General features: G+C 72.2%; 18 protein-coding genes. 9 read left to right on the top strand and 9 right to left on the bottom strand.

Translation table 11 applies throughout. The annotated features are described in order from the left end of the window. Nucleotides 1-73 precede the first annotated feature (73 nt). A complete protein-coding gene (locus AB0O76_RS13510) occupies nucleotides 74-1,108 on the top strand; it encodes a methyltransferase (RefSeq protein WP_365489195.1) in 1,035 nt (344 codons plus the stop codon). Nucleotides 1,109-1,197: 89 nt separating this feature from the next. Here AB0O76_RS13510 and AB0O76_RS13505 read toward each other — a convergent pair whose 3' ends face one another. Together AB0O76_RS13505 and AB0O76_RS13500 are read right to left on the bottom strand one after the other, a co-directional pair. Then, nucleotides 1,198-1,926, bottom strand: a complete 729-nt coding sequence (locus AB0O76_RS13505; protein ID WP_365489192.1) for a VOC family protein — start codon at nucleotides 1,924-1,926, stop codon at nucleotides 1,198-1,200. A gap of 69 nt (nucleotides 1,927-1,995) precedes the next feature. Next, complete coding sequence (locus AB0O76_RS13500) at nucleotides 1,996-3,579, bottom strand: MFS transporter (RefSeq protein ID WP_365489189.1); 1,584 nt, start codon at nucleotides 3,577-3,579, stop codon at nucleotides 1,996-1,998. Between the two features lie 80 nt (nucleotides 3,580-3,659). On the opposite strand from AB0O76_RS13500, the gene AB0O76_RS13495 reads away from it, so the two are divergent. The 3 genes from AB0O76_RS13495 (at nucleotide 3,660) to AB0O76_RS13485 (ending at nucleotide 6,909) form a co-directional block, all read left to right on the top strand. Further along, entirely contained in the window at nucleotides 3,660-4,232 is a 573-nt protein-coding gene (locus tag AB0O76_RS13495) for a TetR/AcrR family transcriptional regulator (RefSeq protein WP_365489186.1), read from the top strand. A gap of 296 nt (nucleotides 4,233-4,528) precedes the next feature. After that, nucleotides 4,529-5,275 (top strand): methyltransferase domain-containing protein, encoded by a 747-nt coding sequence (locus tag AB0O76_RS13490; protein ID WP_365489183.1) that lies wholly within the window; start codon nucleotides 4,529-4,531, stop codon nucleotides 5,273-5,275. Further along, the gene (locus AB0O76_RS13485; protein WP_365489180.1) at nucleotides 5,275-6,909 is read left to right on the top strand and encodes an FAD-dependent monooxygenase; all 1,635 of its coding nucleotides are present in this window, start codon (nucleotides 5,275-5,277) and stop codon (nucleotides 6,907-6,909) included. Before AB0O76_RS13490 ends, AB0O76_RS13485 begins: the two co-directional genes overlap by 1 nt. A 24-nt stretch (nucleotides 6,910-6,933) precedes the next feature. On the opposite strand, the gene AB0O76_RS13480 is transcribed toward AB0O76_RS13485, so the two are convergent. Then, nucleotides 6,934-7,668 (bottom strand): class I SAM-dependent methyltransferase, encoded by a 735-nt coding sequence (locus AB0O76_RS13480; RefSeq protein ID WP_365489177.1) that lies wholly within the window; start codon nucleotides 7,666-7,668, stop codon nucleotides 6,934-6,936. Nucleotides 7,669-7,955: 287 nt separating this feature from the next. On the opposite strand from AB0O76_RS13480, the gene AB0O76_RS13475 reads away from it, so the two are divergent. Further along, nucleotides 7,956-9,587, top strand: coding sequence for an FAD-dependent monooxygenase (locus tag AB0O76_RS13475; RefSeq protein WP_365489174.1), 1,632 nt, complete (start codon nucleotides 7,956-7,958; stop codon nucleotides 9,585-9,587). A gap of 81 nt (nucleotides 9,588-9,668) precedes the next feature. Then, nucleotides 9,669-10,892: a cytochrome P450 gene (locus AB0O76_RS13470; protein WP_365489171.1), complete on the top strand. Its 1,224-nt coding sequence runs from the start codon at nucleotides 9,669-9,671 to the stop codon at nucleotides 10,890-10,892. Nucleotides 10,893-10,903: 11 nt separating this feature from the next. Here the strand turns inward: AB0O76_RS13470 and AB0O76_RS13465 are convergent, their stop codons facing one another. Continuing rightward, on the bottom strand, nucleotides 10,904-11,794 hold the full coding sequence (locus AB0O76_RS13465; protein ID WP_365489168.1) for an NAD(P)-dependent oxidoreductase: 891 nt from the start codon (nucleotides 11,792-11,794) through the stop codon (nucleotides 10,904-10,906). 148 nt (nucleotides 11,795-11,942) lie between these two features. Between AB0O76_RS13465 and AB0O76_RS13460 the strand changes: the two genes are divergently transcribed. Then, the gene (locus tag AB0O76_RS13460) at nucleotides 11,943-14,138 is read left to right on the top strand and encodes a hypothetical protein (RefSeq protein ID WP_365489165.1); all 2,196 of its coding nucleotides are present in this window, start codon (nucleotides 11,943-11,945) and stop codon (nucleotides 14,136-14,138) included. Nucleotides 14,139-14,346: 208 nt separating this feature from the next. On the opposite strand, the gene AB0O76_RS13455 is transcribed toward AB0O76_RS13460, so the two are convergent. From AB0O76_RS13455 to AB0O76_RS13445, 3 genes are all read right to left on the bottom strand, one after another. Then, nucleotides 14,347-16,056: a hypothetical protein gene (locus AB0O76_RS13455; protein ID WP_365489163.1), complete on the bottom strand. Its 1,710-nt coding sequence runs from the start codon at nucleotides 16,054-16,056 to the stop codon at nucleotides 14,347-14,349. Between the two features lie 219 nt (nucleotides 16,057-16,275). Further along, entirely contained in the window at nucleotides 16,276-16,521 is a 246-nt protein-coding gene (locus AB0O76_RS13450; protein ID WP_365489160.1) for a hypothetical protein, read from the bottom strand. 2 nt (nucleotides 16,522-16,523) lie between these two features. Then, nucleotides 16,524-17,849, bottom strand: coding sequence for an MFS transporter (locus AB0O76_RS13445; RefSeq protein ID WP_365489157.1), 1,326 nt, complete (start codon nucleotides 17,847-17,849; stop codon nucleotides 16,524-16,526). 117 nt (nucleotides 17,850-17,966) lie between these two features. On the opposite strand from AB0O76_RS13445, the gene AB0O76_RS13440 reads away from it, so the two are divergent. After that, the gene (locus AB0O76_RS13440) at nucleotides 17,967-18,419 is read left to right on the top strand and encodes a helix-turn-helix domain-containing protein (protein WP_365489154.1); all 453 of its coding nucleotides are present in this window, start codon (nucleotides 17,967-17,969) and stop codon (nucleotides 18,417-18,419) included. Nucleotides 18,420-18,422: 3 nt separating this feature from the next. Here the strand turns inward: AB0O76_RS13440 and AB0O76_RS13435 are convergent, their stop codons facing one another. Beyond that, nucleotides 18,423-20,018: a sigma-70 family RNA polymerase sigma factor gene (locus AB0O76_RS13435; RefSeq protein WP_365489151.1), complete on the bottom strand. Its 1,596-nt coding sequence runs from the start codon at nucleotides 20,016-20,018 to the stop codon at nucleotides 18,423-18,425. Nucleotides 20,019-20,333: 315 nt separating this feature from the next. On the opposite strand from AB0O76_RS13435, the gene AB0O76_RS13430 reads away from it, so the two are divergent. Beyond that, entirely contained in the window at nucleotides 20,334-20,792 is a 459-nt protein-coding gene (locus AB0O76_RS13430; protein ID WP_365489148.1) for a hypothetical protein, read from the top strand. Here AB0O76_RS13430 and add read toward each other — a convergent pair. After that, a complete protein-coding gene (add, locus tag AB0O76_RS13425) occupies nucleotides 20,779-21,771 on the bottom strand; it encodes an adenosine deaminase (protein WP_365489145.1) in 993 nt (330 codons plus the stop codon). The genes AB0O76_RS13430 and add overlap by 14 nt on opposite strands. Nucleotides 21,772-21,774: the final 3 nt, after the last annotated feature.

The following is a 21,774-nucleotide window of genomic DNA, read 5'->3' as shown; positions in this document are numbered from 1 at the left end:
GGCGCACGCCCATCAAGAGACCGACTGCCCCGTACTGATCCCTGCTTGACCCTCCGAGAGAGACGGAAGAGCCATGTCCGCAAGTGAGTACGCACCCGAGCTGGCCACCGCCGCACGCGTGAAGGAACTGGCGATGGGCCTCTGGGTCTCCGCCATGATGATGACGGCCGTCCGGCTCCGCGTGCCGGACGAGATCGGCGACAAGCCGGTCTCCGCCGAGGAGTTGGCGTCCCGCCTGGAAGTCGACCCCGCGGCGCTCGCACGACTGCTGCGCGCGCTCGGCACGCACGGGGTGTTCAAGGAGACCGACGACGACGTCTTTGCCCACACGGACCTGTCGCGGGTCCTTCGCGAGGACGACGTGAACAGCGTGCGCTACCAGGTCCTCTGGACGGTCGCCCCGTGGACCTGGCAGACCTGGCCGCACCTGGAGACCGCCGTGCGCACCGGGGAGCGCGTCTTCCCCGACCTGTACGGCAAGGAGTTCTTCCCCTATCTCGCCGAGGACGCCCCGGAGTCGGCGGAGATCTTCAACCGGGCCATGACCCAGTCGAGCGGCTTCACCTCCGCGATGGTCGCCGACGTCCTCGACGTACGGGGAGTGCGCGAGGTCGTGGACGTCGGCGGTGGCCGCGGGCATCTGCTGCGCACCTTGCTGGAGCGGAACGCCTGGCTGGCCGGGGTGCTCTACGACCTGCCCGGCGTGGTGGCCACGGCCGACCCCGCGCTGCGCACCGGCGGTGAACTCGCCGACCGGGCACGGGTGGTGGGCGGCGACTGCGTGGAGCGGGTGCCGCCGGGCGACCTGCACATCCTCAAGAACCTGCTGGAATGGGACGACGACCGCACGGTGGCCACCCTGCGCAACGTGGCCGACGTGGTGCACCCCGGCGGCCGGATCGTCCTGGTGCAGAACCTGGTCGACGACAGCCCCGAGCCCAAGGTGACCACCGGCATGGACCTGATGCTGCTGCTCAACGTGGGCGGCAAGAAGCACACCCGGCGGCATCTGACCGAACTCCTCACCCGGGCGGGCCTGGAGGTCGTGGATGTCCGCCCCACCGCGAGCAGTCTCTTCATCATCGAGGTGGCCCCCATCGGCGTCTGAGCGCCCCGCGCCCCTTCGGGCGCGGTCCCGGCCCCGGACGCGTAGCGTTCCGGGGCCGGGACCGTCCTGTGTGCCGGGGTCAGCCGGGGTCAGCCGGTGAGCAGCAGTGTGAAGACCTCGCCGCCCGGTGCGCGCACCACGACCGCGGGGCCGTCGGGGCACTCGTACCGCAGCAGCACGGAGGCGCCGAGCATGACGGCTGCGGGAACGGCGGACTCCTGCGCACGGAAGCAGGGGTACCAGCCGGACGGGGCGGCGGGTCCGACGTGCCGTATCGCGGCCCGACGGCCGCCGCCGTCCGCACCGGGCTCCGTGGCGAAGTCGGTGCCGAACAGCCCCCGGTAGAAGGCGCCGTCGGTCGCGGACGCACCGGTGAGGAGCTCGCTGCGGGTGTACGCGCCGATGCCGTCGTCGGGGCCGCTGCCCGTGTGCTCCTTCGCCTGCCACAGACCGACGCGATGCCCCGATGGATCGCCCGCGAGGAGCATCCGGCCCTGGGCGAGGATGTCGATCGGGCCAAGGAGCACGGCACCGCCGAGCTCCGGCACGGCGGCGGCCGCGGCGTCCGCGTCGTCGACGCAGAGATAGCTGGACCAGCCGCCGAGGGCGGGGCCCGGATTCTCGCCGAGGTCCCCGATGCTGCACACTTCCCGGCCGCGCAGCCGGCACATCGTGTACGGACTCTCACCATCGCTCGTGGTGCTGAACTCCCAGCCGAACAGGGCGCTGTAGAACTGCAGGGCGGCTTCCCTGTCGGGCGTCAGGAGGTCCACCCAGGTCGGCTCTCCCGGTGCGGGACGTGCGGCGTCGTGGCTCATCCGAGGTTCCCTTTCTGGTCGTTGCCCGTGATGATGGGCCCCCGCGCTCAGGGCACGGCCCGCGACGGCTCAGGCCACCGGCGGGCCATGACTGGCCTGAGCCTCTGCCTCCGCAGGACTCGACCCCTTCGACGCGGTACGCCCCGGAGCGACCAGGACGGCGAGCACGGCGGCCGCACCGGCCAGCACGATCAGCGCGATGGCCGCAGCGGCGAAGCCGTCGGTGAACGCGTCGCGGGCCGCCGCGACGAGCGGACCCGCGGCGGCGTCCGGCATCTGCTGCGCCACACCGAGTGCCGCGCCGAGCGAGTCCTGGGCCGCTTCCCGTGCCTCCGGGGGCAGTTGGGCCACCACTCGGTCGGGCAGCTGATCGCTGTACACGCTCGTCAGGACGCTGCCGAAGACGGCGATGCCGAGGGCCGCGCCGACCTCGATGGACGCGTCGAAGGTCGCCCCGGCCACCGAACCGCGCTCGGTGGGTGCGTTGGCCATGACCGACTCCGTCATGGACGGGATGGCGAGGCCGCCGCCGAGCCCGACAAGGATCCCGGCCACCATCACGACCTGGGCATCGGAGGACACATCGACCGAGGCGAGCACGGCGGCACCGGCGACGGCCAGCGAAAGCCCGGCCGCGATCGGCCACTTGGGGCCGAACCTTCGGTGCAGCTGCTCCCCGGCCGGCGCTCCCACGATGATCGCGAGCCCGGCGGGAAGCAGCCGAAGACCGGTGCCGAGCGCGTCCTCGCCGAGCAGTTGCTGGAGGAAGAGCGTGATCAGGTAGATGACGCCCACCAGGACCGTGAAGGTGACGAGCGAGAATCCGGCGCCCGCGGCGAAGTGCCGGTTCAGGAACCAGCGCAGGTCGAGCATCGGATCGCTGACCCGCAGCTCGACGGCGATGAAGCACACCAGGGACACCAGGGAAACCGCCCACGCCCCGAGCACCTGGACCGACGTCCAGCCCTCGACCGGGCCCTCGATGACCCCGTACACGAGCCCTCCGAGGAGCAGGCAGGACAGCACGGCGCCCAGCGGGTCGAGCTTCCCCGCGTCCTCGTTGCGCGACGCGGGAAGCAGCGGCACGGCGACGGCGAGCAGTACCACGACGAGGGGGATGTTGAGGTAGAACGCAGCTTCCCAGCCGTACGGCTCCACCAGCGAGCCACTGAGCAACGGCCCTGCCGCGAGCCCGAGTCCGGCCGATGCCGACCACAGGGCGAGCGCGCGGGGGCGCTCCTCGTCGGAGAACGTCACCCGGATCAGACCGAGCGTCGCGGGCATGATCAGCGCGGCGGAAACACCGAGTCCGGTGCGGGCGGCGATCAGCTGCTCCGGAGAGTCGCCGACCGCGCCGAGCACGCTGAACGCCCCGAACCCGACGAGGCCGAGCAGCAGCGCGCCACGGCGGCCGTACTTCTCGCCCGCGGCGCCCAGGGCGAAGAGCAGCGCGGCCATGGTGAGCGGATAGGCGTCGAGGATCCACTGCAGTTCGGACGTGGTGGCGCCCAGCTCCCTCGCGAGGTCGCCGAGTGCGACGGTGAGCGTGATGTTGGCGGTGACGACCAGCAGCAGGCTGATCGAAAGGACCGCGAGTCCGGCCCAGCGGCGCGGATGGTCCTTCGCTGTCGAAAGGGCGGCGGGATCGGGCATGGGGGCCTCACTCCTCCCTGAGTAGTACGGTACCGTACCGTACTGTAGGGCTTCGGGCGGCAGCCCGTAAGCTGACGGGCATGTCCGTCGCACCGCTCCGGGGAGGCCGTCCCCGTCAGGACCAACTGCTCGGCGCCACACTCGATGTGCTGCGCGAGAAGGGCTACGACCGCCTCACGGTCGACGCCGTCGTCGCCCGGGCCCGCGCCAGCAAGGCCACCGTCTACCGCCGCTGGCCCTCCAAGTCGGCCCTCGTGGTCGCCGCCTTCGCCAGCGCCGTCGAGGGCGTCGCCACCCAGCGGGACACCGGCTCGCTCCGCGGTGACCTGCTTGCCGCGCTCGACGGACTGCTGGGCGAGATGGACCGGCTCGGCGACGTGATCGCGGGCCTGGTCGGGGAGTTGCGCCGCAATCCCGAGCTGGCGGATGCGATGCGCGCCGGGTACATCGACGCCCAGCGGCAGATGGTCGTCGACATCTTCAACCGGGCCAGGGACCGCGGCGAGCTTGCGCAGGGCGCGGATGTCGAGATGCTGTGGCAGCTGGCGCCCTCGGTTATTTCCTTCCGGGTGCTGCTTGCGGGCGAGCCGGTGGATCGGGCGTATGTCACGCGTCTCGTCGACGAGGTGGTACTGCCGCTAGCCCAGCGGTAAGCGGTCCGCTGGATATCCCGCACCCTGCCGTCGATCCTGCGGGTGCGTCGTGGCTGGTCGCGCAGTTCCCCGCGCCCCTTCGGGGCGCGGCAGAACCGTCCGTATCCCCCGTCCGGACCCCACGCCTTGCCCTCACCCCACGCATCCGCGTGGGAAGCCCGCGTCGCGGAGCGCCCGAGGTACCGGGCGGCGCGGCGCGGTGGTTAGCGTCCTCGGGTGCCACGACATGACCCGTGTCGCCTCGTGGCACCCCATCTGCCCGCGGACATCGCAACCCGAAGCGGAGCGAGAACGCCATGACAGCAGCTGCCACCTCGCGGGACGACGTACCCGCAGGTCCCCCCTCTGCGGAGATCCCGGTCCTCTTCGGTGATCTCGCCGCACTCTTCGAACAGTTCACCCTCAGCGTGGAGTCGGGCCAGAACCCCATCCACGACTGGCTCGACGCCCGGCTGCCCGGCGGCGGCCGGCTGCTCGACGTCGGCTGCGGCGCCGGACGGCACTGCCTGATGTTCTCCGAGCGCTACGACCAGGTGCTCGGCATCGACCCCGCGGCACCCATGATCGACATAGCCCGCAAGTCCCGGCCCGCACCCAACATCAGCTATCAGGAGCGGGACGCCTACGACGTCACCGCCGAGAAGGACGGCCAGTTCGACGCCGTCTTCTCCTTCAGCGCCGTTTTCCACATGGGCCGGTACGAGCGGATCCTGGGTCACCTGCGCTCGCTGGTCGCCCCCGGCGGCCGCCTGGTCGTCTTCGACCCCGAGCGCACCCCCGTGTACGGGCAGCCGGACTGGCAGACCACGTACGCCTTCGAGATCGCGCAGACCGCCTACCGGGTCACCGGGGACGCGGGCGCCGCGGCCGACGGCCTGAGCCTCTTCCTGCACCCCAGCTGGCGCAAGCTGAGCGAACTGAGCGTCCCGCCGAGCCGCGAGGAGTTCCACCGGGCCTACGAGGCGTCGCTGCCCGGAGTGGAGTTCGCCGACGACCTCTACCCCGGCTTCTACGCCGCCTGCTGGCAGGCACCGGCCGGTTGATGGAGACGGACGTACTGATCGTCGGGGCGGGACCGGCGGGCCTCGCCCTGGCGAACGTGCTGGCCGAGTGCGGGGTGCGCTGCCGCATCGTGGACGCGGCCGGCGGTCCGGTCCGGGAGTCGCGCGCGGGGCTCATCCACACCAGAACCCTGGAGCTCCTCGACCGGATCGGTGTGGCCGCACCCCTCATCGAGTCCGGCCGCAAGATCACGCACGTGGAGATGTTCGAACGCGGCCGGCGGGCGGGAGGTTTCCCGCTCGCCGGCCGCGGCATCGAGGGCCGCACCCCTTTCCCGTACGCGCTCGCCCTTGAGCAGTACCGCACCGAGCAACTGCTCGTGGACGCGCTGACGGAGCGGGGAGCCGCGGTCGACTGGGACACCGAGTTCGTCCGCTTCACCGACCCGGCCCGCCCGCGGACGGCGGTCCTGCGGCGGTGCTCCGGCGCCGAGTTCGAGGTGTCCGCGCGCTGGACCGCCGCGGCGGACGGCGCCGGCAGCGCGGTGCGCCGCAGCCTCGGGCTCGGGTTCACCGGGCGGACCTTCGGGCAGACCGGTCTCCTCGCCGACGTCGAGACCGACTTCGCGGGCGCGGGCAGACCCGCCGACGGAAGGCTGCGGCTCAACCTCGCCAGAGGCGGCTTCGTCGGGATGCTCGGCATGAGCGGCGACCGGTACCGCTTCTTCGGCGCCGTACCGCGCGGCCTCACCCCGGCGCCGGACGGACCGCACGCCCCGCACAGCGCCTATGCGGCGATCGGCGACGAGACCCTGCAGCGGTGGTTCGACGAGTACTTCTCGGTGGACGCCACCCTGCGGACGGTGGAGTGGACCGCGCTGTTCCGGCTGCACAGCAGAATCGCCGAACGCTTCGGGTCAGGACCCGTCCATCTGGTGGGCGACGCCGCCCACATCCACAGCCCGGCCGGCGGCCAGGGCCTCAACCTCGCCATCGGTGACGCCTTCAACCTGGGCTGGAAACTCGCCCAGGTCGCGGGCGGGCACGCGGGGGAGCGGCTCCTCGACTCCTACGACGCCGAACGCAGACCGGTGGCCCGGCAGGTCCTCCGGGGCACCGACCGCGGCTTCGCGCTCGAGACGGTGGACCACGGCATCGCCGTCTGGTTCAGGACCCATGTCGCGCCGCTGCTCATCCGCCCGCTGAGCCGCCTTCGCCCGGTGCGCCACGGGATCTTCCGCCTGTTCGCCCAGACCTGGATCGGCTACCGGCGCAGCCCCGCCGTCGCCGTGGCCCGCCGCAGGCCGGGCCGCGGGCCGCGCCCCGGGGACCGCATTCCGTACGGGGCCTTCCCCTCGGCCTCCGGAGGCGGTGGCGCGCACGGCGTCCGCTACAGCCTGCTCGTCTCCGAGGGGCGGCGCGCCGACCCCGCGTTCGACGAGCGGCTGCGCACGGTCCGGGATCTCCTCGGCCGCTATCCGGTCCCGGTCGACGTCCACGTGGTGCGGGCGGGGGAGCGGCCGCCGCCCGGCTGGGGAGCCGCCGGGCGACGGGCCCGCGTCAGCCTCGTACGACCCGACGGGCACCTCTGCTACACCGGGACCCCCGACGAAATCGGGGCCCTGCGCGCCTGCCTGGAGGGTCCCTGCGCGTGGCTGCCCCGGGCCGAGGGGTGAACGGCGGGACGGCCCCGTGGCGGATCAGGCGGACGGCGCGTCCCAGACGGCCGTGCAGAGCGTCGGGTTCACGTCGTCCCTGATCACCACGCCGGGCAGCGCGTCGGCGTACGCACGGTGGAAGGCGCTGCGGGACAGCGGAAGATTGCCCCGGCTCATCTCCAGCCAGCGCGGGTGCAGCATCAGCCGCACCGCGTCGGCGGCCGCAGCGGAGTCACCGGAGACCTGGTACACCATCCGCGCCGTGCCGAAGGCGTACGGCAGTTGCCAGCCGTCCACCGAGGTGTCCCAGTCGTCGTCGAGCACCACGTCGATGACGACAAGGCGGCCGCCCGGCGCGACCATCGAGCGCAGCCGCGCGAGCACCTCGTCGGGCGGACCCATGTGGAAGACGGAGTTGACGGACAGGACCAGATCGAAGGTGCCGTCGCGGTCGGCCGACAGACCGAAGACACCACGGCGTTCGTAACGGATGGCGGGCTTGGCACGGAGGGAACGGGCGATGTCGAGCATCCGCTCGGCGATGTCCACGCCGAGCACCTCTTTGTAACGCGACGACAGGAGCACACAGTTGCGGCCACCGCCACAGCCGACGTCGAGGGCACGGCCGCCGTCCCGCAGCGACTCGTTGAGCCAGCCGCGTACGGGGCTCTCGTCGCCGTCGATGACCTGGATGAACCGCTCGTACAACTCGGCGAGATCGTCGAAGTACGGCTCCTCGGCGGGGGGTTGGGAACGGGCATCGGTCTGCTGGGCCATGGAATTCCCCGATCTGACGGCTCGGTCTGCGGCCCGGCGGGCGCCGGTGGCCCCGAGGGTAGGGACGGAAATCCCCGCCGGAAGCCGCCCGCGATCCGGGGACGCCCGAACCCGTGCATCCCCGTGGGATGACGCGCCCGCAGTGCGGCGGCCGGCCCGCCCCGGGCCGCGCGGAGCCACGCGTTCCGGGCACGGGCGGGGGATGTGGGGCCACCCGGCCCGGCAACAGACTGTCCCGGGGCGGCAGCAGGCCCGCACCCCGGCCCGACGACGAACGGGAGAGACCGATGCCGCGCCCCCCACTTCATACGGATGTCCTCGTCGTCGGCGGTGGCCCGGTGGGCCTCGCCCTGAGCCTCGCCCTGCGCCACCACGGCGTCGACCACCTGGTGGTCGAGCGCACGGACGGCACGGTCGGCCACCCCAAGGTGGGCACCGTCGGCCCGAGGTCGATGGAACTCTTCCGGCGTTGGGGCGTCGCCCCCGCGCTGCGCGAGGCGGGCTGGCCGGACGACCATCCGCTCGACGTCGCCTGGGTGACCGCGGTCGGCGGCCACGAGATCCTGCGGCTCCCCTTCGGTACCGCGGCAGGACGGCCACTGCCCGACCACACTCCGGAGCCGGACCAGGTCTGCCCCCAGCACTGGCTCATGCCGGCGCTCCTGACCGCGCTCGGCACCCACCCGCACGGCCCGGTTCGCCTCGGCCTGCGCTGCGACGGGACAGTGCGGCACGACGACCGGGTGACGGCCACGGTCACGGACGAGACCGGCGGGACGAGCACCACCGTCGATGCCGCGTACGTGGTGGCGTGCGACGGCGCGGCATCCCCGCTGCGCAAGGCCTGCGGGGTGCCCGCTCCCTCGTACCACCGCACCCGGGTGTTCCGGAACATCCTCTTCGACGCCCCCGAACTCCGCGACAGGCTGGGCGAGTCGGCGGCCCTGGTGCACTTCCTGACCGCGCTCGGACTGCTGCGCTATCCGCTGCGGGCGATGGACGGACGCGCGATGTACCGCCTGACGGCGAGCGCCGAGAGCGAGGCGGAACGGGCCGAGGACGCGCTGGGGCTGCTGCGCCGTGCGGTGGCCTTCGACACGCCGCTCACCGTCCTGTCCGACAACACCTGGCATCTGACGCACCGGGTCGCCCAGAGCTTCCGCGCCGGGCGGGTCTTCTTCGCGGGCGACGCCGCCCACACCCTCTCGCCGTCCGGCGGCTTCGGCATGAACACCGGCATCGCGGACGCCGACAACCTCGCCTGGAAGCTCGCGGCGCGACTCGCAGGATGGGCGGGGCCCGGACTCCTCGACAGCTACGACACCGAGCGGCGCCCGGTCGCCGAGCACAGCCTCGACGAGGCACACGCCAACATGGCGCGCACCACCCGCAGGACCCTGCCGCCGGAGATCGCGTCGGACACCGCAGAGGGGGCGCGGGCCCGCGCCGAGCTGGCCCGGCGGATGGAACAGGGCGGCGTCCGCAGGGAGTTCGACGCCCCGGACATGGCCTTCGGGCTGCGCTACGACTCCCCTCTCATCATGAACGGGGACGCGGGCCGGGACGGGGCCGATGGCGCGCCGGACTGGCGGCAGGGAGCCGTCCCCGGCGTGCGCGCCCCGCACGCCTGGCTCGCACCGGACCGCTCCACGCTCGACCTCTTCGGCCGCCGGTACGTGTTGCTGACCTTCGACCCGACCGAGCCCGCGGTGGAAGTGCGGCGCGCGTTCGCCGACCACCGGGTGCCCTTGACCGTCACCCCGTGCGCGGACCCGGATGTCGCCCGGCGGTACGGGAAGCCCCTGGTGCTCGTACGCCCCGACGGTCATGTCGCCTGGTGCGGAACGGAGTTGCCCGCGGACACGGACGCTTTCGTCCAGCGGCTTCGCGGGGCCGCGCCCGCCGCCGCGCCGCTCTGACATCCGCCCCGCTCTGACATCCGTGCCGGGCCCGCCCGGCACCGGCCATCCCGCACAGGACGCTTCGTGGAAAGGCGACCCATGGAATTGCCGGAAGAGCCCGGCGCCCGCGCGCACACGTCGCGGAGCCTCGTGTTCCCCGCCGACCGGGAGTGCCCCTACGAGCCGCCACCGGATTACGGCCGACTCCGGGAGCAGGGTCCCCTGTCGCGGGTGGCCCTGCACGACGGACGGCCGGTCTGGGTGGTGACCGGACACGCCGAGGCACGCGCCCTGCTCGCCGACCCGCGGCTCTCCGCCGACCGCCAGAACCCCGCCTTCCCGCACCCGACGCCGCGTGACGCGGCGCTGAGCTCCCAGGTGACGCCGCTCGTCGGCGTCGACGAACCGAATCACGCGCGGCAGCGGCGCCTGGTCCTTCCCACGTTCAGCTCCCGGCGCATCGGCGCGATGCGGGAGGACATCCGGCGGATCGCGGACGGGCTCCTCGACACGATGCTGGAGCAGGGGCCGCCCGCCGATCTGGTCGCCGCGTTCGCGCAGCCGCTGCCGTCGATGGTGATCTGCGAACTCCTCGGAGTCCCGTACGCCGACCACGACTTCTTCGAGAGCCGCTCGCACCGGCTGCTCACGGCGTCGACCGCGGCCGGGGCGGAGCGGGCGCGCGCGGAGCTCGAGGGCTATCTGCGCGACCTGGTCATGACCCGGGAGGCCGACCCGCGCGACGCGCTCCTCGACGACCTGATCGCCCAGCAGCGCGCCCAAGGGGCCGTCGACCGCGACGAGTTGGCCGGGATCGCCCTCGTACTGCTGATCGCGGGACACGAGACGACGACCAACATGATCTCCCTCGGCGCGCTCGCCCTGATGGAACACCCCGGGGAACTGGCGGAGTTGAGGGCGGACGGCGCGCTGCTGCCCGGCGCCGTCGACGAACTGCTCCGCTTCCTGTCCGTCGCGGACGGCCTGCTCCGCGTGGCCGTCGCGGACATCCCCGTCGCCGACCGGGTGATCCGATCCGGTGACGGGGTGGTCATGGCCACGTCGCTGGTCAACCGCGATGCCAGGGCGTTCGCACGCCCCGACGTCCTCGATGTGCGGCGCTCGGCCGCTCAGCACATCGCCTTCGGCCACGGCGTCCACCAATGCCTGGGCCAGAACCTGGCACGCGCGGAACTGGAGATCGCCCTGACGGTGCTCCACACCCGCGTGCCCACGCTCGCGCCGAACCTGCCGACGGACCAGGTGCCCTTCAAGCCGGGCGGCACGATTCAGGGGCTGCTCGAATTCCCGGTCACCTGGTAGCCCCCACCACGTCAGGCGCGGGATTCGTCGTCGAAGCTGGCGAAGTACGCGGCCGCCATGTCCTCGTCCCCGTGGCCCTGTTCGGCGGCGCGGCGCAGGCGTTCGGCGCCCGCGGCGGCCACGTCGAGGCGCACGCCGTGCCGCTCGCCCGCCTCGACGATCAGGCGGGCGTCCTTGGCCGCGGTGGCCACCGCGAAGGAGGCGGGTGTCAGCCGGTCTCCCAGGATGAGATCGGCCTTGGCGTGCAGATAGCCCATGTCGAGCGGGCCGCCCGCGATGACGTCGAAGAAGTCCTGCGGGTCCACGCCGAGCGCCCGGGACAGGGCGAGGGCCTCGCCCGTAGCGTTGGTGGCCGCGATGACCCAGCTGTTGGCCACCAGTTTGAGCCGCGTGGCGCTGCCCGCCGCCCCGTCGTCGCCGGTCCACACGGTCCGGGCTCCGACGGCGTCGAAGACGGGAGTCACGACGTCCCTGCCCTCGACCGGACCTGCGGCAAGGACGAGCAGCTTTCCGGCCTCCGCGGGCTGCCGGGTGCCGAGCACGGGAGCGTCGTAGAAGGGGAGTTGATGGTCGCGGGCGAAGTCGGCGAGGTCGCCGAGGGCCTCGATGCCCGCGGTCGTCGACTGCACCCAGGCCGTGCCGGGGCGCAGGCCGGGGACCGCCTGCCGCATCACCTCCAGGGCGGCGGCGCCGTCGTACAGCATGGTGAGTACGGCGTCGGCGCCCCGCACCGCGTCGGCGGGGGTGTCGGCGATGTACGCGCCGTCGGCGGACAGGGGCTCGGCCTTGTCGCGGCTGCGGTTCCAGGCCCGGACGTGATGCCCGGCGCGGGCGAGGTTGCGGGCCATCGCGGTGCCCATGATGCCGGTGCCGAGGACGCTTACGGTGATCTTGTCGGTCATGGCGACAACCTACAGATCCGCGCCGCACGCGTCAGTGCGGGCACTGCCACGACGCCTCCTCGCCAGGACGAAGATCGCTCTCTACGGTGGCACCAGTGATGCTTTGGGGGCAGGTGCCCCGAGCGCGCCGAGCGAGGGGGAGACCTGGATGCCGAGCGAAGAGCCCGATGAGCCGACGAACGGGCCGGTGCACGCGCACAACGACTTGTCCGGAATCGTGACCGGGCCCGTCGTCCAGGCGGGGCAGGTGCACGGGGGCATCACGTTCAACGTCCGGCAGGCACAGGCTCCCGGACCGCACGTCAAACCGGACCAAGTCCCGCCCGTCCTTGGGAGTTTCGTCAATCGGCGGGACGACATCGCACGACTCGACGGCTGGTTCGGTGTGGGACGCTCGGAGCGGAGCCGGGACCGGGTCGGTCTCGGGCTCCTCTACGGTCTGCGCGGCGTCGGCAAGACGTCGATGGTCTGCCACTGGGCGGCCGGGCAGGGGCGTGCGCTCTTTCCCGACGGGCAGATCTACGTCGACTTCGCCTCGCTGGGCGGGCGTTCGGGCGGCAGCGACGTGTCCGAGGCGGCGCGCAAGTGCCTGCTTTCGATCGGGATCGGGGAGTCGTACATTCCCGCGATGTACGAGGATCGCGTCGCGCTGTTCCGGTCGCATTCGGCGCCGCGCCGGTTACTGATGGTCTTCGAGAACGTCAGCCACCCGGCACAGGTGCGGTCGCTGATCCCCAAGGGGCCGGGCAGCGTCGTGCTGGCCACCAGCCATGCCCGCCTCGGTGAACTCGCCGTCTCCGGGGCCCGATTGCTGCCTGTGGAGCCGTTCGGCCACGGCAGCGGCCTCGAGTTGCTGGCCGAGCTGTGCGGCGACGAAGCCGTGGCGGCCGAGGAGGAGGCGGCCCGGCACCTGGTCGAGCTGTGCGCGGGTCTGCCCGAGGCGCTCAGTGTGCTCGCGGCCCGCCTTGTCGCCGGGCCAAGGCTGACCATGACGCGCCTTGCCCGCGAACTGGCCGACGAGAGCGGCCGGTTGGCGGGGATGGCCGTGGGGAAGGAGCATTCCGTGACCGCGGTGTTCGATCTCACCTACCGGGAGCTGTCACCGGAGGCGTCCCGGATGTACCGGCTCGCGTCCTGTCTGCCCGGCGGATCGTTCGACGCCGGGGCCGCGGCTGCCGCGGCCGGGCTCGACACGGACGCCGCCCGCTCCCTGCTCGACGCCCTGGAGGAGGTGCGGCTCATGGACCTGACCGAGGACGACCGCTACCGCTTCCACGATCTCGTACGCCTGCACGCCCGCGAGCGCGCCGCCCAGGAGGAGACGCGGGCCACGCTGCGCGCGGCGGTCGAGCGCATGGTGACGCACTATCTCGCCCTGACCGCGTTCGCCGACCGGGCCGTCAGAGCCGACCGCCTGCGCATCGCCGATCTCGCCGACCTCCTGGCGGACGCGCCTGATCCCTTCGCCGCCGACGGCGCGCCGGCCCCGCTGGACTGGCTCGAGGCCGAACACCCCAACATCCTCGAAGTGCTGCGCACGGCCTTCGACGAGGGCCTGTTCACGCAGGTGTGGCAGCTCTCCGAAGCGTTCACGGTGCTCTTCCTGCACCACCGGCACCTCGCCGCCTGGAAGGAGTCCCTGGAGCTGGGCGTGGCGGCAGCGGTGGCCGACGCCACGCCGGTCCCGGCAGCCGAGGCGAGGCTGCGCAGCCTGCTCTCCCGCCCGCTGATGAGCCTGGGCGAGCACGAGGCGGCCCGCGTCGAACTGGAGAAGGCCGTGGCCTGCGCCGAGGTGTCGGGGCACCCCGTGGTGCACGCCTCCGCCCTGGAGTTCGCCGGCCGCCTCTGGGAGCGCACCGACCTGCCCCGGGCCATGGCGGCGTACCGAAAGTCCCTCGAACTCAACATCCAGGGACAGGAAATGCGAGGCGCGGCGATAGCAACGTACTTCCTGGGCCGCGCACAGGACGCCCACGGCGATCACGCCGACGCCCTGAAGACGCTGCGGGAGGCGCACCGGGCACTGACGGCCTGCGAGGACCCGAGGATGGCGGCCCGCGTCCTGATCGCTCTGGCTGCGGTGCACGAACGACACGGCAGGACCGACGAGGCGATCACCGCCCTGGAGGACGCGGCGGAGACCCTGCGCGCACTGGAGGCGTTCCACTACGAGGCCGAGGCGAGGGTGGCACTCGCCAACCTCTTGGAAGCGAGGGAGGAGAGCGCGCCGGGGCTCCGCCCTCTCCTGCTGAGGGCGGCAGAGATCTACGAGTCCGAAGGCAACCCGGAGGCACAGGAGTTGAGGCGGTGGCTGGGACGGCTGGCGGGCGAGCGGGATGTCTGACGTGCGGCGGGGGGCCTGGGCGGGCGGCTCGGTCGAGGGGGCCGGTCGTCGGGGATGATCCGTAGTGGCGCGATGGTGTCTGTGGTCGGAAGGTCCGTGCGCTGGCGGGTGTGGAGGGCTGGGGCCGTGTGGCCGGGGTCTGCCGGTGGTCTGGTCACCGACCATTGAGCTGGGCCCTTGACATGTGGTGGGGCCAGGGGGCGGCGGCTCAGGCGAAGGGGCCAGGCTGTGGCCGGACGTGGAGTGCGACATCCTCCTCGTGCGTGTCGCCGATCCGTAGCGTCACGATGGTGTCCGTCATGGGGAGGCCCGCGCGCAGGCAGGTGTAGACGGCCGCGGCCGTGAGGCCGGGGCCGGTCGGTGGTCCGGTCATTGCCGCCTCCACGAGGCGTCCGTCCCGAAGACCGGTCAGACAACCGCCGCCGGACAGCGCCGACGCGGCGAGCAGTGCGCCGGGGAAGCGGTCGAGGGTGTCCCGCACCCAACTGATCGCGTCAGTGACCGTGGCGGCTGGGGCACCGCGCAGCAGTACCGACGCGCTCTCGGTCAGCCGGGTGTCCCGTTCCGCGTCGTCGCAGGCCAGGTGCGTGAACGTGCCCGGCTCCTCGCCCGCGGTGTCGCCGGCGGCGGCCGGACGGCGCCGCACGACGACGGTCGCGGGCTCCGGCTCCCGGATGACCGACGTGGTCACCGTCCATGAGGTGACGACGTCCGTCGCCGGTTCGGGGCGCGGTGGCGGTGACGGGGCGGGCGGTGCGGTTCGCGGTTCCGGCAGTCCCATCAGCCCGTACACCGCGGTCCGCAGCCGGGCGAGCGCGAGACCCGGCTCGGCGAAGGCGTGGTCGGCCACGGCGGCGTAACGCCGCGGGGCGGACTGACGGAGGGCGTGCCGCAGTTGGGCGTACAGATCGCCGTGCGGGTCGAACCGAGGTGCGGCACGGCCGAGTTCGGCGATCGCCGTACCCGGCACGGAGTCGTGGCCGAACGCACCGAGCAGGACGGGTTTTCCTAGCGCCGCCCCGTACAGGGTCACCGAACCATGATCGCCGACGACGGCCGATGCCGCGACGAGCACCGACTGCCACGCGCCCACCGGCGGGACGAGTATGAGGCCCGCCTCCAGGGCAGCGGCCTCTATGTTCCGGATCTGCCAACCACCGTGCGCCGCCCACACATTGGGGTGGACGATCGCCGCCACCCGGTACTCGTCGCAGGGCAGCGCGGCGAGCAGCCGCGCCGGGAGATCGGGCGTCCGGCCGAGCAGTGAGGTGCGTCCCCAGGTCGAGCTGAGCACCACCAGGTGCTGGTCGTCGCGCAGGCCCAGCGCGCGTCGGTACGCGGCGGCCCGCCCCGCGCCCGCGCGCAGTTCGTCGTAGACCGGGTCGCCGACGAGCAGGGTGCGCCCCGCGGCCTTCGGATGGGCTGCGACCAGCTGCTCCTCCTGGGCCGGATGCGAGAGGGCGAGCCAGGCACGGCCCGCTTCGAGCAGCTTGTCCGGTACGACACCGGAGAGGCGGTCCCGCGCCGAGCGCGAGTCCGGCACGAACTTCTGGAAACCGATGCCGTGCGGAAGGACGAGGACCGGACAGGCGCCGTCGGGCACGTCGATGTTCTCGCTCGCGGAGACGATCAGGTCGGGCGTGATCCGGCCGAGCTGATCCCACGGCATGACCCGGCAGCCGGCGGTGTGCAGCAGTTCGAGTACGCCGTCGTTGAAGGCGGAAGTGGCGTCGTACGCGAAGACGACGCTCACCCGGCTGTCGCCGCGCAGCAGGGCAGGCAGACACTCCAGGACACGCACGGTCGACGTCACCGTGCGGGCCGCTACGACCAGGGTCTTCTCAGCGCGGAAGGTGGTCCAGCGCTCGGCGTCGTGTCCGACGGGGACGCGGACGCGCAGGGGCCCACGGGCGTTCATGCCCGCCCAGAGGCGCGCCGCCGAACAGCCCGACTGCCACGCGCCCGACCGTCACACTGCTGGCCGCTGGCCGCTGGCCGCTGGCCGCTGGCCGCTCGCCGCTCGCCGCTGGCCGCTCGCCGCTCGCCGCTCGCCGCTCGCCGCCATCGTCGACCTATCGCAGTTCAAGCCGCGCCACAACCTTTCCCCGAGAGCCCGGTCCGATGAGCCGGGCACACGTTACCCGCGGCGCCCGTCCAGGTGCCGTGCGGCCCCGGCCGTTACCTCCGGGCCCGCCGCTCGGCGACCCCGGCGCAGCCGGTGGCGCTGTTCCCCGGAAGCCGCGAGATCGGCGCCCACCAGGGCGAGGGCGGTCGCGCCGTCCAGCACCGCACGGTCGGCGCCCGCGGTCTTACCGTGCGCGGTGAACTCGGGGGTGTGCTGCAGGCGCCCCCGGTCTCGTACCCGATCGGTCGGCCTGTACATGGTCAAGCGAATGGGGCATCGGATGGACGCCGCGGGGCGCCGGAGCGGCATACAGTCGATCTCGCCCTGGTAGCAGTGCTGTTCCGGGTGAACGCCCACAGCACGAGACCGAGGGAGCTGAACGCGGCGCCCAGTGCGCATACGGCGCCCCAACCGGCCACCGTGTAGAGGGAGGTCGCGGCGATGGCGCCGGTGGCGCTGCCGATCGAGTAGAAGACCATGTATCCGCCGATCAGCCGGCTGCCCGCGTCGGGGTGCAGCGCGTAGATCAGGGTCTGGTTGGTGACATGGACCGCCTGCACGGCGAGGTCGAGCAGGATCACCCCGACGGCCAGGGCCCAGAGGGAGCTGCGGGTGAAGGCCAAGGGCAGCCACGAGGCGGCGAGCAGGGCGAGCGCGATGCCGGTGGTCCGCCCGGAAAGACCGCGGTCGTTCAGGCGGCCCGCCACCGTCGCGGCCGGCGCGCCGGCGACACCGATCAGACCCAGCGCCCCGATCGCGGTGTGGGACAGGAAGTACGGAGCCTCGCTGAGCGGCAGCGCGACGCTGCTCCACAGAGTGCTGAAGGCGGCGAAGATCAGCAGTCCGAACAGGGCCCGGATCCGCAGCAGTCGTTCCCGTGCGAACAGGGCGACCGTGGAGCGCAGGAGTTGTCCGTAGCGCAGGGGTGTGGGTGGTACGTCGCTGTGGCGCGGCAGCACTCGGTGCAGGACCAGGGCGAGCAGCGCGGTGAGCGACGCCGATGCGAGGTAGACGGAGCGCCAACCCGCGAGATCGGCGATGAGCCCGGACGCGGTGCGGGCGAGCAGGATGCCGGTGACCACGCCGCTGGTGACCAGACCTACGACCCGTCCGCGCCCGGCGGCAGGTGCCAGTGACGCCGCGAAGGCCACCAACGTCTGCGTGACGACCGCGAGAAGCCCCGTCGCGGCCATACCCGCGAGCAGGATCGCCGCCGTCTGAGCGACGGCCACCACGGCCAACGCCACGACCAGGAGCAGCAGTTGGGCCACGATGAGCCGTCGGCGGTCGGCCATGTCGCCCAGCGGCACGAGGAAGAAGAGGCCGAGACCGTATCCGACGTGGGTGAGGGTGACCACGCTGCCGACGAGCGCCGGGCTCATGGCGAGGTCGTGGCCCATGGTCACCAGGAGCGGCTGGGAGAAGTAGACGTTGGCCACCGCGGCCCCGGAGGCGACGGCGAAGAGGATGACGATGCCACGGGACAGGACGAACGCGGAGCCTTCCCCGCTTGAGGCCGCGGTACTTGAGGCCGCGGTACTTGGGGCCTCGGGCCGTCGTGTCGCGGCATCGCAGTTGTCGGGCATCGGCACTCCTCCGCACGGCTGGTTTCATCTTGCTACCAGTGGTGACGGTAACGAGTGTTGGTAGCATGTTGCAACCGTCATGAGAGTGATGGGTCATGAGAGTGAGCGAGGGACGCCATGGTGACCAGAACGCGGTTCGACGACAGCGAATGTCCCGTCGCCCGGTCGGTGGACGCGATCGGCGACTGGTGGTCCCTGCTGATCGTGCGGGACGCCTTCGACGGAAGCCGGCGCTTCGGGGAGTTCCAGCGCAGCCTCGGCGTCGCGAAGAACATCCTCACCGCACGCCTTCGCACCCTGGTCGCCGGCGGTGTCCTCGAATCCGTCCCCGCGTCGGACGGCAGCGCCTACCGCGAGTACGTACTGACGCCGAAGGGCAAGGCGCTCTTCCCCGTCATCGTGGCCCTGCGGCAGTGGGGCGAGCAGAACTTCTTCGCCCCCGGCGAACCGCACTCGGAGCTGGTCGACCGCCGAGCGGGGCAGCGCCTTCGCGCACTGGAAGTGCGGTCCGCGGACGGGCGCCGTCTCGACCCCGACGACACCTCCGTCCACAAGGTCTCGGACCGGTGAGCGTCAGAGCGCCGCACCGAAGGCCTGTGTCCACCAGGGGCCGCCGGAGCCGTTGTGGATTCCCACGCCGAGTTCCTTGAAGGAGCAGTTGAGGATGTTGGCCTTGTGGCCCTCGCTGTTCATCCAGGAGTCCATGACCGAGGCCGGGGTCTGCTGGCCGCGTGCGATGTTCTCGCCGTAGGTGCTCCAGCGGTAGCCGGCCGCGGTGATGCGGTCGCCGGGGTCCTTGCCGTCGGGGCTCGTGTGGTCGAAGTAGTCGCGGGCCGCCATGTCGGCGGAGTGCTTGGTGGCCGCCGTGGCGAGCTTGGCGTTGGAGGTGACGGGGCCACAACCCGCCTTGGAACGCTCGGTGTTGACCAGCGCGATGACCTGGTCGGCGACGCCGCTGGGGGTGGCCGGCGGCGGGGCGGCGGTCTTCGTCGGCTGCGGCTTCGGCTTGGCCTTGGTGGGGGTCGGGGAGGGCTTCGCCTTCGTCTTGGTCGGCTGCGGCTTCGGCTTGGCCTTGGTCTTGCTCGGGGACGCGGAGGGCTTCGGCGACTTGCTCGGGCTCTTGGAGGGCGAGGCGCTCGTCGGGGACTCCGTGGCCGCCGCGGTGGAGGGCGAGGTCTCGTCCGACTCCGGAGTGGCGAGGACGTAGGCGGTACCGCTGCCGATCAACAGGGCGGCGGCAGCGGCCGCCACGGTCGCGTTGCGACGGCGGCGCCTGGTGCGCCGCAGGCGTGCCCGGCCGCGTGCCGACGGGGCGGCCGAGGGGGCCGAGTGGGTGGCCGAGGGCGCCGCGTGGGCGTTCGCCACCGTGACGAGGCCCGGTGCCATGACCCGGTCCGCGAGCGCCGCCGCCACCGGGACCAGGCCGAGGGCGATGAGCAGCCGCTCCGCCGGCACCAGGTTCGACCAGTGGCTCGCGCAGGCCGCGCAGTCGCGGGCGTGCCGGGCGAGCCGCTTGCGCCAGAGGGCCGATGGCACGCCGTCCCAGCCGGCGGCTATCTGCTCCAGGTGGACACAGCGCGGATCGGCCGACAGCGCGCGCACCACCACGCGGGCCGTCTCCAGCTGGGCCTTCATCCGCTGCACCCGTACCGCCGTGTGCTGCGGCGTCTGCTCGAGCGCGGCGGCGACCTCCGCCCTGGAGAGCTCGCCCGCGGACTCCAGCCACCACAGGGAGAGCAGCGCGCGGTCCTCCTCGTCCAGCCAGCGGGTGGCCTCTGCGGTCTCGCGGCGCTGGCCGGAGAGCCCGAGACGGACGATGGTCAGGTCGACGAAGTCGGCGCCGGGGTCGACCACGTCGTACGCGTCGGCGAGGCCACCGCCGGCCGGTATCGGCTCGGCCCCGCGCCCGCGCCAGTGGCCGCGTATCTGATTCATCGTGATGGCCACCAGCCAGCTGCGGAAACTCTCGGGGCTGCGCAGCCCCTCAAGGCCGCCGAGCACGCGGAGCATGGTCTCCTGCACTACGTCGTCCACGTCCGCGTGGCCGTTCAGGGCCCGGCCGACGATGTTGTAGACCAGCGGCAGGTACTCGGCGACGAGCTCGTCCTGCGCCTGCTCGTTCCCCGCCCGTGCCGCCATGATCATCGCGACTTCACGTTCACTGCTCACGGTTGTCCACTCTCTGTCCTGGGACCTGTCTCCTCCGACAGAAGGGGAGATCCCTGGTCTCCGCCCCGATAACAGAAACCTGAGGGACAGCGGGAAATTGTCCACGGCCTTTACGGACAATGCGCCCAAGGCGGGCCAAATGCGCCTCGTGGGGCAGGAGTGCCGTCCCTTCTGCCCGGGAACGGTGCCACGACATCGGCGGCCGGCGCCAGCAAGAGTGGGCGATACCACCTTGCGGGACGTGCCCGTGAGCGGCGAGGGTCTGTCCGGGAATGATCACGGTGTGGCGCCGCGCGTGGGGACAGAGGGGGACGTATGGAACGGGCGAGCACGCGGCCTCGTAGACGCAAGGCGCTGGTCTGGTTCCTGTCCGCATGCGTGGTGTGGACGCTGGCGGTGGTCATCCGGGCCGCCTTCGCCCTGCTCGCTCAGGATGCTGCACCGCCCGAGGAGGCGGTGGAGCGCAGAGCCGCCATGCATCACGACCAGCACCGCCCGGACCTGCGTTTCTACGTGCCGACCTACGCCAGGACGCAGCAGGACGGCACCTCCGTGCTCCGGTACCGGGTCGGCAACAGCGGCGACTCCTCAGTCGCCGACTTCCTCCGGACGTACGACATCACCGCCGAGCCGCGGCGCACCGGCCCGTCCGAAGAGACGTACGTCGACCGCTTCGACGGGGTGCGGCGCACCTTCACGGTCGTCTACGCCCAACCGGCCGACGACGAAGGACACTTCGACTCGGCGGCGCGGATCACGGTCAGAGCGCGGTGAGACGTGCGAGGACCGAGTCCTCGCACAGCGCGCCCGCGAGACCCGCCGCGTAGGCGTCCGCCGCGGTGACTCCGAGCCGCGCGGCCAGCTCGTACTCGTGGCCGAGGTCGGTGCCGAACATCGCCGGGTCGTCCGTGTTCACCGAGCACAGCGCGCCGGCCTCGCGCAGGCGCGGCAGCGGGTGAGTGGAGAGGTGTTCGACCACTCCGGTGCGCAGGTTCGAGGTCGGGCAGACGTCGAGGACGACGCCCCGGTCGGCGATCTCCGCGAGCAGTTCCGGATCGTCGGCGGCGCGGATGCCGTGGCGCAGCCTGGCGGCGCCGAGTTCGAGGGCCTCGCGGACGGATTCGCTGCCGCCGGTCTCTCCCGCGTGCGGGACGAAGGCGAGTCCGCCGTCCCGGGCGATCTCCACCGTCTTGCGGTACGGCTCCAGGGGGCCACGGAGTTCGTCGCCGCCCATGCCGAGGCCCACCACACCTTGGTCGCGGTACCGGGCGGACACTCGCGCGCACTCCTCTGCCAGGTCCGTGGGGCAGCCGCGGTACAGGTCCGGGGTCAGCCGGACGGTCAGGCCGAACCGTTCCTCGGCCTCCATCGCCCCCTCGACGTACCCCGAGTAGATCTCGTCCCAGTCGATGCCGTACGACTCCACGCGTTCCGCGGGCGAGAAGATGCCCTCCAGATAGACCGCGCCGTGGCCGCTCGCCCGCTCCGCGTAGTCCACCACCACCTGCCGGAAGTCCCCGGCCGTGCGCAGACAGTTGGTCGTCATGCCCCACACCTGGATGAAATGACGGAAGTCCGTGAACCGGTACAGCTCTTCGAGGCCCTCGACCGTGTCAGCGGGCAGGGTCTCACCATTGCGGCGGGCTATCTCCAGGAGCGTGGCAGGACGGATCGTGCCTTCCAGGTGCACATGCAGTTCGATCTTCTTGGACCCGAGCTTGTCGGACTCGGTTTCCTTGGACGCCGACGACACGTG

Source organism: Streptomyces sp. NPDC086554, from assembly GCF_040686095.1.
In the GTDB taxonomy this organism is placed as follows: Bacteria; Actinomycetota; Actinomycetes; order Streptomycetales; family Streptomycetaceae; genus Streptomyces.
This window is presented reverse-complemented; position numbering and strand designations above follow the sequence as displayed.